Raw genomic sequence first — 11221 nt, forward strand, 5'->3', positions numbered from 1 at the left:
TACAAGTGAAAGCGAAATAGGTTGAAATGCTATGATTCTTAAGGAAATCTTCTTTTTTTTATCAAAGATCAAATAGTTTGTTAAAATGATATTAAAATCTTGTATAATCTTTATTGTTGTAAAATAGATTAACTGAAAAACACCTATTGCTTGATTGGTTTTGTGTTATTATGATATTGCTTATGTGTCAAAATATTCATTTAATAGGTCTAAAAATGACGTTGTGAAATATATTTGACTGTTTTAATGACATGAAATCATTGTATTATTTGTTTTTAACAGAAAATATTCTTTATATTTGCAGTGTGAGGATTAGGTGTATGTGTGATTGTATGTAAAAGTAAAGTGAATATTTTAATGTAATTTTATATATATGCATGTATAATCCTGCTGTTTTAAACTAAGTTCTTCGTAAACTATGGTAAGTTATGTGTGAAATTTGATTTAAATAATTAATTGTTAAATAAAAAGTGTGTTTATGAGAAGGTTGACTTTTTTGTTATTATGCTTGTTTATAGGCATAGGAGTCGCAACGGCACAGACGATGAAGATAACAGGTAATGTTATATCATCGGAAGATCAGCAACCCGTGATCGGTGCGGCTGTCGTTGTGAAAGGCACTACGATTGGTACGGTTACGGACTTTGAGGGAAACTTTAGTTTAGATGTACCGAGAGACGCTAAGATGATCTTTATTTCTTATGTAGGATTGAAAACGAAGGAAGTACCTGTGGCATCCGTGATCAACGTTGTTTTGGACTCGGATTCAAAAGCGTTGGATGAGGTGGTTGTAACCGCTATGGGTTTGACTCGTGAGAAGAAAGCCTTGGGTTATGCCCTGCAAGAGGTGAAATCTGATGAGTTGACAAAAGCTGGCCAACAGAGCTTGGCGACCTCACTTTCCGGTAAGATCGCCGGTGTGCAGATTACTTCTCAAGGTGGACAGGTTGGTGCGTCGCAGAATATCGTGGTTCGCGGTAATTCCTCTTTTGGTAATAACCAACCGTTGATCGTTGTGGACGGTGTGCCTATCGCTAATGATAATGCGAAAGGTGCCACTGTAAACTTGGGTTCCGGCTTGAATGATATTAATCCGGAGGATATAGAGTCCATCTCTGTGTTGAAGGGTGGATCTGCCGCTTTGTATGGTATGCGTGCCGGTAATGGCGTTATCTTGGTTACTACTAAATCCGGTAAGAAAGACAAGGGTGTATCTATCTCTTATGAGGGTGATATCACGATTGACCGGGTTTATAATTTGCCTAGATTGCAGAATAAATACGGACAAGGCTATTACGCTTCCGAGTATGATTGGAAGGAAGCGCAAGCGGGGGGATATTCTGGCGATTATCAAGCTTTTGCCTTGGAGAATGGTTACAATTATGTAGATGGTATGGGGAGTGGTATCAACGATAATGCGGATGAGTCTTGGGGACCTCGCTTGGATATCGGATTGAATTTGCCGCAATACAATAGCCCGGTGATCGATGGCGTGCGTCAGGCTACTCCTTGGGTTTCCTGCCCGGACAATATCAAGAATTTCTTCCAAACGGGTTATTCAATGAATCATACGGTGGCTTTGTCTGCCTCTACGGATAAAACGTCTACACGCGCATCTTTATCTTTCCGTGATCAAAGCGGTACGACCCCGAACACTGATCAGAAGCGCTATGCTATGGCGGTGAACACGAAAATGACGTTTAATAAGTATATTGATTTCGACTTGTCTGCGAATTATATTCGCACGAAAAGCGCGAACTTGCCGGGTACGGGATATAACAGTACGAATGCTTTGCAGTCTATCATGCAGTGGTTTGGTCGTCAAGTTGATTTGAAAGATTTGAAGAATAATTGGGATCAAGTGGATGAGTATGGAAAATATACGCATTATAACTGGATACAGTCTTTCCATGCGAATCCGTATTGGACATTGAATAAGAATACCAATAGTTATGATCGTAATCGTTTCTATGGCAAGACCTCTTTGTATATCAAACCGACCGATTGGTTAAAGTTTGAAGGTCGTATGGGCTTGGATCATTACGATTCTAATCAGTTCTCTCGTATTTTATGGAATATCGACTATCCGAATGGATATTTCCGTAGCTTCGACCGTTCGATGACTGAGTTTAACGCGGACTTTATCGCCTACGTGAACAAGAACTTCGGTGATTGGGCCTTGAATGGTTTGGCTGGAGCCAACTATCGTGATTATCAAACAGCTATCATGGGGACAGGTGCGGACGAATTGACCGCAGAGGGATTGTTTACCGTAGCGAACGCTCATGGAACCCCGTACACCTTGAACGACCATGAGAAACGTCGTTCAAACTCTGTATACGCTAATGCCTCTATCGGCTACAAGAATATGGCTTATGCCGAGGTAAGTGTCCGTAATGACTGGGACTCTACGATCAAGGACGCTTTCTTCTATCCTTCTTTCAGTGGTAGCTGGATCTTGACCGAGACATTCCCCGGATTGCAAAATGGCGATTATTTGAATTTCTTGAAATTGCGTGGTGGTTGGGCAAAGATCGGTTCCGCAACGGACCCGTATCGTTCGAACGCTTATTATTCATTGATCAGTTCTTCGTTCAATGGTACTACATTGTTCTATAATCCGACAATCCTTCCTCCTACAAATCTTCGTCCGGAGAGCGTAAAGACTTGGGAAGTTGGTGTTGAGGCTAATTTGTTCAACAATCGTTTGCATATTGATGCCGCATATTATAATAAGGTGACGAGCGATCAGATCATGAATGCGAATGTGGCTACCTCTACCGGTTATACCTCTATGTATATCAACGCTGGAAAGATCAGCAACAAGGGTGTCGAGTTGCAGGTATCCGGTGATATCATCAAGAATCCGAAGGGATTCAACTGGACGGCTACGTTGAACTGGGCGAAGGATAAGAGCCGAATCGATGAGCTTTATACAGATCCCGTTACCGGACAGTCCTTGGACGCTTACCAAATCGGTAGTAGCTGGAGCGTGAAGAACTATGCTATGGTCGGTAAGAGCTGGGGTACTTTGGTAGGTACTGGTTACGTATATAATGAGGATGGCTCGATCTTGGTAGAGGATGGTATTCCTGTGTACGAGGCCGGAAAAGAGATCGGTGATGTTACGCCGAAGTGGTTGGCTGGTTTCAGCAATGAGTTCTCTTATAAGGATTGGAGCTTCGGTTTCTTATTGGATTTCCGTTTGGGTGGTGACATATATTCTGTTACACAAGCATTCGGTTCTCAGACGGGTATCTTGAAACACACGGCAGAAGGCGATTTGCGTGAGAATGGCGTCGTACTTGGCCAGAATTATATGACGGACAAGGTCTTCAAGACCGCTGATGGTAAGATTAATGATGTCGCTGTCAACGCGGAGGACTTCTTCTATAATTATTATACGATTTGTGAGATGTCTGTATTCGATGGTTCTTACTTGAAATTGCGTGAGGCTCACCTGACATATAATTTCCCGAAATCAATTCTAGAGAAGACTAAATGTATCAAGGCCGCTCATGTATCATTGGTTGGTACGAACTTGGCGTTGCTTTGGGTGCATAAGTCAAATATCGCTCATATTGATCCGGAGTCTACAAGTACCGGTGGTGATGATCCCGAGACTGCGGCTACAAGCAGAGGATTCAACTCTGGTGTAGGTTTTGAGTCCAACTCTTATCCTCCTTCTCGTAGTTTTGGTCTTAAGTTAGGTGTAACATTTTAATCAACATTAATCTGAGGAATTTAATATGAAAAGATATATCAAGAATTTCATGATGGCTATGATGGTCGGCGCTACTGTATTCGGTAGCTCGTGTACCGATTCGTTTGAGGAGGTCAATACAGACCCAGATAGCCCTACGGATGTGCCTACGACGAATCTTCTGGCGTATTCTTTATATTACACATCCTATCGTCTGTATGATCGGTGGTTCGCAATGGATGAGCCGATGACTTTCTGCGGATATGCTTCGAAGATGACTTATATCGACGAGTCCCGCTATAATTTCCGTACGGGTGTACAGGATACGAACTGGGAGTATTTGTATCGTATATTGAATAACCTGAAAGATATCGAGAAGCGTGCCACGTTTAATGAGACTCCTAATATGCTGAACGTATCGAAGGTTATGCAGGTTCATTTGATGCAGGTGGCCACGGATCGTTGGCGTGATGTCCCTTATACGGATGCCGCTAAGATGACGGATGGAATCTTGCAGCCGAAATACGATAAGCAAGAGGATATTTATCCGGGCTTATTGGCTACGTTGAAGGAAGCAGCGGATGGCTTTGCCGATGGTGGTAGTGATGACTTAGGCGAGGGAGACCTGTTATTCGGTGGTGATATCGAGAAGTGGCAGAGATATTGTAATTCTATGCGTCTTCGTTTAGCGATGCGTATCTCAGAGGTTTCCCCGGCGTTGGCTAAGGAGACCGTAGAGGAAGTTATGGGTAATCCCACTAAGTATCCGATCATGGAAAGCAACGATGATAATGCTTTCTTCTGGTGGATCGGAACAGACCCCAACTATTACGAACCGATGGCAGACGGTTATCGTACACGTAAGACGGAGTATTGTGCCGCAGACGTGATCGTGGATCATATGAATACACGTGAGGACCCTCGTCGCTCATCTTATTTCCAACCCACAAAAGAAAGTGTGGAGGCCGGTGAGCCTAAGTATGTAGGTTATACGATCGGGGCGAAAGCGAATGCGGTAGCTTCTAAATATTCCATTTGGGGAGCACGTTTCTTTACGGACTTGGCTGGTTTTTCTCCTTATATGCGTGTCGCTGAGCCTTGGTTCTGTGTCGCTGAGGCTTCTATGTTGGGATGGAATACCGGAATCTCCGCAGAGGACGCATACAATAAGGCTGTTACCTATTCCATGGAAGAGAATAGCGTATCTGCCGAAGATATAGCGGATTACCTTGCGAACGCGGGTAAGTTCACGAATGATAAGAAACAGATTTATTATGAGGAATGGGTTGCCATGTTCAAGCAAGGAATGGAAGGTTGGTCATTGTATCGCCGTACAGGCGTGCCAGACAACTTGTATCCGGCTCCGGGCCGTCCGGCAAACTATTCTAATCATAACGTACCTCCATTCCGCTCTCCGTATCCTGATAAGGAACGTAATTTGAACAATGCGAATTGTGCTCCCTTCGATGCGGAAGTCGTGGATAATTTGTGGGGTAAACAAATGTGGTGGGATACACGTACAGGCGTTCATTAACTACTAGTTAACATAGACATACCAAGTGCCTGTATACTATAGAGGGGCTGCTCGTGATGAGTGGCCCCTTTTTTTGTCATTATGCTGTCATTTTTTAATAAACTATGTATCTTTGTCCGGCTTATTTAGAAAAAAGATGGAAAAAGAAGGAATGATGGTGGTCGATATTAAGAATATCGTTACTCGTTTGCCGGAATTGCGGTTTACGGCACCCGTGAATTGGAGAATTGATGAAGGACAGCAATGGGCTGTAATCGGTCCGAATGGCGCTGGTAAAACCTTGATAGCGGATATTATGCAGCGTAAATTCGCTTTTAAGGAAGGTGAGGTCGTGTTCTCCGGGGATGGTAAGGTGAGTGACTTTATCAAGAGCATAGCGTTTAAGGATATTTATTCGTTGGCGGATTGCCGGAATTCTTATTACCAACAGCGTTGGCATTCGACAGAGACGGAGGAGATGCCTATTGTCGAGGAATTGTTGAAGGAATATGCCGGCTCTGATAATTTAGCGAAGATATTGACTCTTTTCGGTATAGAGGATTTATTGCCTAAGCGGTTGATCTTCTTATCAAGTGGTGAATTACGAAAATTCTTGATTGTCCGGACGTTGCTTAGCCGTCCTCGTGTCTTGATCTTGGATAATCCTTTTATCGGCTTAGACGCTCCATCCCGGGATTTATTGGTAGAGATGCTGGGGCAAATGACAAAATTGAATGGCGTTCAAGTTGTCTTGTTATTATCTAACCCCAATGACATACCGGCAATGATCACGCATGTATTGCCTATCCATGATCGTACTTGCCTGCCTCCGCTGACTCGAGAGGAGTTTATGTCGGATACGGAATTAATCGCCCGTCTTTTTCCAACGGAAGGCATTCATGCATGCGAGGAAGTTGGTAAGGTTCGTTTACCTGTGGATATGAACAAGATAGCCTCTTTACATGAGGTGACTTTACGCATGGAGCATGTGAAAATACGCTATGGTAGCCGTACGATCTTGAAAGATTTGGATTGGGAAATCAAGAACGGGGAGAAGTGGGCGTTATTCGGTCCGAATGGCGCTGGTAAATCTACCTTGCTGAGTTTGGTTTACGCGGATAATCCCCAGTCGTATGCGAATACGTTGTATTTGTTTGATAGAAAGAGAGGTTCCGGGGAAAGTATTTGGGATATCAAGAAGCGTATCGGATATGTATCGCCGGAGATGCACTTATATTATAAGGAGAATGTCCCTACCTTGAATATTGTCGGTTCCGGCTTTTTCGATTCGATCGGCTTGTTTCGTAAGTGTAATGCGGAGCAAGAAACGGTAGCCTTGGAGTGGATGAAAGTTTTTGGCATCGAACATTTGAAAGACCGTTTATTCTTGACCTTATCATCGGGAGAACAACGTTTGGCTTTATTAGCGAGAGCTTTCGTGAAAGATCCCGATTTAATTATATTAGATGAGCCTCTCCACGGTCTGGATGTGAGCAATAAGAAAAAGGCGGCTGCTATTATCGAGCAATTCTGCGATCGCCCGGGAAAAACCTTGATTTACGTAACCCATTACCCGCATGAATTACCTGCTTGTGTAGACAAGCGGTTCGAGCTAGTGAAGCACTCGTGAGCGTACAAAGAAAAAGAGGATGTGCCGTGGTGAAGTGGCACATCCTCTAAAATCAATAAATACTTATGGATAAAGGATTAATATCCTGGGTTCTGTATCAACTGACCTCTTGATACGGTGATTTCTCCGATAGGAATTGCCATGATCGTACGGTAATCGCCCGGCTTAACCTCACCTACGAATTTATTGTTGACAGACTTGCCGTTACGCCAAGCGTCCCAAGCGGTATGTCCTTCCGTGAATAATTCTAGGCGTCTTTCCAGTAAGATATCATCCAACGTGATAGAAGCGACATCGGTATAATTCTCAATACGATTCTTGCGTAACGTATTCATATATCCGGCGGCCGCGGAGGTATCCCCTGCTTTTAGTGCGGCCTCGGCCGCTATTAGGTAAACTTCGGAAAGGCGCACGACCTTTGGATTGTTTACATAGATTTGCCCGTCACGTCCCTTATACTTTTGCGGATAGGTCCCGTCATAGCCATTATCGGTCTCTTTTGCGAATAATTCCGTACGGATATCTCCCGGATGCTTAGCCAGCTCTTCCAGGAAAGATTCAGTAGCGGCACATTCACCGTAGCCGGAGGCATGTGTAAAATAACCGATAGAGTTACGTTGCGCGTTATAATTTGGGGTAACTAAGATCTCGAATATAGCCTCGTTCGTTCCTTCCTTATCCCATGCGCCTATATATTCATCTCGTGTGTATAACTTATAAGGAGAGGAAGCGATAATCTCCTTACAGTCAGCCAGTGCCTCTTTATTCTTTTCTAAGTAAAGGTAAGCGCGTGCGCGGATCGCTAAAGCCCCCCAATAATTGATGTGTCCGGTTTGTTTATCTTTACTCAAAAGAGGCAATGCGGTCTCGATATCTTTCAATATCTGGTCGTATGTCTGCTGTAAGGTCGCCCGGGTCCCGATATAATCCGTGGGATAAACCTCTGTGGAGAGTACGATGCCCAGATCGTTCATATCTGTTGTTGATGGTAATTTAGCGAATACTCTGGCTAAATCGAAATGATACAAGGCGCGCATAGCGTATAGTTCTCCTTTCAATATGTCTACATCCGCACCTTCAAGATTCTCGGCGGCGGCTAATACATTATTAAGGCGAGCTAGACTATTGTAGAATAATTTATAGAAACTATAAACCATCTCATCGTTTTTACCTGTTTGGTAACGATACATGGGGCCGGCATGATTCACCGTGGAGATAGATTGGAAATCCCCACTTCGTAAATCGGCCAGCAATGTGAATTCCGCTCCATACGAGCCTACCTCTGTAGCCTGTTGCTCGTATACGCCATTCACGGCATTTGTCAAATCGGCTACGGAAGAGATTGCGTCTATCGTAGGTAATTGGGTAGATGATGTCTTTTCTAGGACATCATCGCAGGAGGCCGTTAATAAGGCGAACGCTAGACCTACTAAATATATCTTTTTCATATAGATTCTATTTTAATAAATTATAATGTGATGTTTACACCAAAGACAAAGCTTTTAGAGACCGGGGTATCTACCTGGCGATAACCATTCAAGGGAACATCCGGGTCGATGCCTTTTGTCTTTGCCCAGATCATGAACGGATTATTCGCACGGAAGTACACACGCAGATTACTGAATATGTTTTTCAATACCGGTACATTGTATCCCAAGGTGATTTCACGCATACGGATATTGTCAGAAGATACGATGGTACGACTGGAGAAGCGATCCGAGCGATATGGATTCTGGTAGATAGGCTTCGGGTATAAGGCGTTGTCGCCCGGGTTCATCCAATAATTACCCGCTACGCTCTTTTCTAGGTTGAATGAACCTAAACGGAATCCGTCATGATGGAAGAAGTAGTTCGGATAATCGAATATATCGCCACCAAATTGATAGGTAATCAAGAATGAAAGATCGAAATCATATAACCGGAACGTGTTTGTCAAACCTCCCGTTACGTCGGGAATGGCTTTGCCTACGATTCCTTTTTCAGCCTCATCGTACTTGTTCACTACTCCTTTGCTATGATCGTTTGGATCTTTCCAGAATTCTCCTAGTCCTGTATCCGGATTCACGCCTTTCCATTCCGGCAGATAGAAAGTATACATGGATTCTCCCTCTCGGTGCAGATACATATCGCCGTCTCCATATTCGATGTCGTTATGGTTCGGCAATTCCTTGATCGTCGCCTTCTGGAATGTAAGGTTGAAATTCGTGTCCCATGAGAAGTGCTGATTCTTGATGTTTTGGGAATTTACCTCTATCTCGATACCGCTATTGCGTAGCTTACCAAGGTTTTGCCAGTTTTTCTCAAAACCTGTGACGATAGAAGTCGGGATCTCGAATAACAGGTCGGTCGTTGTTTTGTTGTAATATTCTACTGTCAGATTTACTCGGTTGAATAAGTTCCAGTCAAAACCCACATTCATGTTTTTGGACTTCTCCCAACCTAATTCCTCATTTCCTGCTTGATTCCAATAGATGGCGGAAGAGGGGCCATAACCACCAGAGAACGCATATAACGCTTGGTTCGCGTAATATGAGCCCGGCAAGTTTCCATTTGTACCGTAAGAGAAGCGAACTTTTAGATCAGAGAACAATTCATTGTCTTTAAGGAAATTCTCGCCACTGATGCGCCATGCGCCAGATACGGACCAGAAATTCGCCCAGCGATTATCGGTTCCCAAGCGAGAAGAACCATCCCGACGGAAACTGGCAGACAGATAGTATTTATTGTCGTAATTATAGTTGCCGGTAGCCAAGTAGGATACGATTCCGGAGCCAAATACTTCGCTGGATGCGCCATCTGGTTGTCCGTTTCCTAATTCCGGTAACTTGTCGGTTGAGTATTGTTTTGCCGTAGTATAGATGGCTGTCAGTTCGTCTTCTGTTACCTCGAAACCACCTAGGATGTCAAAATTATGAACATCGTTCCATGTATTAGCGTAGCGTAACGTGGAAGAACTTGTTAAATTGCGGTTCTCGTAAGTATAGCGAGATCCCAAGCCGCCTACGGCCTTACCGTCCACGCTGTTGGGAGACCAATACTCAAAGTGTTTCGTATCGATATAGTCGTAACCAAAAATCGTCTTGAACGATAATTGCTTGGAGAATTTTACGCCTAAATCAATGTTAGACATACTACGCATTACACGGGATTTAATCCATTGTTCCTTGCCCAACATTAGATGCGGATTGGAAGCGGCACCCCAGTTTGAGTCGGCGTTGTATGTACCGTCCGGATTCTTTACGGGAGCCGTCGGGTCTGAGGAGTACACCAAGCTCAGTGGAGAAGCAGTACCGATACCTTGATCTTGATTTTGCTGATCACGGAAACCATTTTGGGTAGTGAATGCGATCATTTGCTTAACACCGATAGTCAACCAATTATTTACTTGATGATCTAAATTGATACGACCGGAGAAACGTTCGAAATCGCTACCGATTACGATACCTTCCGCATTATTATAACCAAGACCTACATAGAATTGTGTACGGTCGTTACCTCCGTTTACGGATAATTGATGGTTATGCGTCAAGGCTGTACGGTAAACCTCATCACGCCAATTGGTATCCGTGTTACCCGATGGGTCGTTGAAGAATGCTTCCATGTCGCCTTCCTTGTCAATCAAGGCGTATGCTTGATCACGGTTGCCAGCGAGTCCGTTTAGGATATAATAATTGGAAATCGCTTCTTTTCCGTACAGGAGCAATTCGGAGGCATTCATTGTCTCGTACTGTTTTACAGCCATATTGCTCCAGCCGACCTCGCCATTGTAACTTACTTTCGTCTTGCCTCTTTTTCCGGCTTTGGTCGTAATGATGATAACGCCATTCGCTGCACGAGAGCCGTACAAGGAAGCTGCTGCGGCATCTTTCAACACCGTCATGCTCTCAATATCATCAGGGTTCAAGGAGCTTAGCAAACTGGACTGTTTCCCGTAGTATGCCATATCTGAGTCTGATTTTACAGGCACGCCATCCACGACATATAGAGGAGACTTGGCTGCGCTGATAGAGCCGACACCACGGATATTGATATCACCGGGAGCTCCTGGATCACCAGTGTTGGAGGTTACGCGAACACCGGACATCTTTCCAGAAAGAGCCTTATCCAAGGACTCTTTGGAGCCAGCTACGATATCTTCTGCGTTTACCGCTTTAGCGGATCCCGTGAAAGATGATTTTTTCGCCGTACCATAAGCGACAACCATAACTTCATCCAGCTCTGTCGCCGCCGTATTCAAAACAACTTTCATTACATCTTGGATTGGAGCTTCTTTCGCAAACATTCCGACGTATGAAAATACCAGAGTCTTCGCGGAACCTATGAATAATAGGTTATTTTTTATTATTACTTAGTTTTCGCGGAACCTTGTCATTGC

5 protein-coding genes are annotated in these 11221 nt (G+C 43.9%); 3 read left to right on the top strand and 2 right to left on the bottom strand.

Annotated elements, in window-relative coordinates:
- Positions 1-478 precede the first annotated feature (478 nt).
- The 3 genes from CI959_RS14595 (at position 479) to CI959_RS14605 (ending at position 6846) form a co-directional block, all read left to right on the top strand.
- Positions 479-3724 (top strand): SusC/RagA family TonB-linked outer membrane protein, encoded by a 3246-nt coding sequence (locus CI959_RS14595; protein WP_011966031.1) that lies wholly within the window; start codon positions 479-481, stop codon positions 3722-3724.
- A 25-nt stretch (positions 3725-3749) separates the two neighbouring features.
- Positions 3750-5237 (top strand): SusD/RagB family nutrient-binding outer membrane lipoprotein, encoded by a 1488-nt coding sequence (locus CI959_RS14600; RefSeq protein ID WP_005855620.1) that lies wholly within the window; start codon positions 3750-3752, stop codon positions 5235-5237.
- Positions 5238-5373: 136 nt separating this feature from the next.
- On the top strand, positions 5374-6846 hold the full coding sequence (locus CI959_RS14605; protein ID WP_010184676.1) for an ATP-binding cassette domain-containing protein: 1473 nt from the start codon (positions 5374-5376) through the stop codon (positions 6844-6846).
- Between the two features lie 77 nt (positions 6847-6923).
- Here the strand turns inward: CI959_RS14605 and CI959_RS14610 are convergent, their stop codons facing one another.
- Both CI959_RS14610 and CI959_RS14615 read right to left on the bottom strand, forming a co-directional pair.
- Positions 6924-8294 (bottom strand): RagB/SusD family nutrient uptake outer membrane protein, encoded by a 1371-nt coding sequence (locus tag CI959_RS14610; RefSeq protein ID WP_005855624.1) that lies wholly within the window; start codon positions 8292-8294, stop codon positions 6924-6926.
- A 20-nt stretch (positions 8295-8314) separates the two neighbouring features.
- Entirely contained in the window at positions 8315-11149 is a 2835-nt protein-coding gene (locus CI959_RS14615) for a TonB-dependent receptor (RefSeq protein ID WP_081033164.1), read from the bottom strand.
- Positions 11150-11221: the final 72 nt, after the last annotated feature.

Source organism: Parabacteroides sp. AT13 (assembly GCF_002272965.1).
Classification (GTDB): domain Bacteria; phylum Bacteroidota; class Bacteroidia; order Bacteroidales; family Tannerellaceae; genus Parabacteroides; species Parabacteroides distasonis.

Coding starts and splice junctions, on each gene's coding strand:
- CI959_RS14595 (WP_011966031.1), top strand. CDS start 479: ATGAGAAGGTTGACTTTTTTGTTATTATGCTTGTTTATAGGCATAGGA.
- CI959_RS14600 (WP_005855620.1), top strand. CDS start 3,750: ATGAAAAGATATATCAAGAATTTCATGATGGCTATGATGGTCGGCGCT.
- CI959_RS14605 (WP_010184676.1), top strand. CDS start 5,374: ATGGAAAAAGAAGGAATGATGGTGGTCGATATTAAGAATATCGTTACT.
- CI959_RS14610 (WP_005855624.1), bottom strand. CDS start 8,294: ATGAAAAAGATATATTTAGTAGGTCTAGCGTTCGCCTTATTAACGGCC.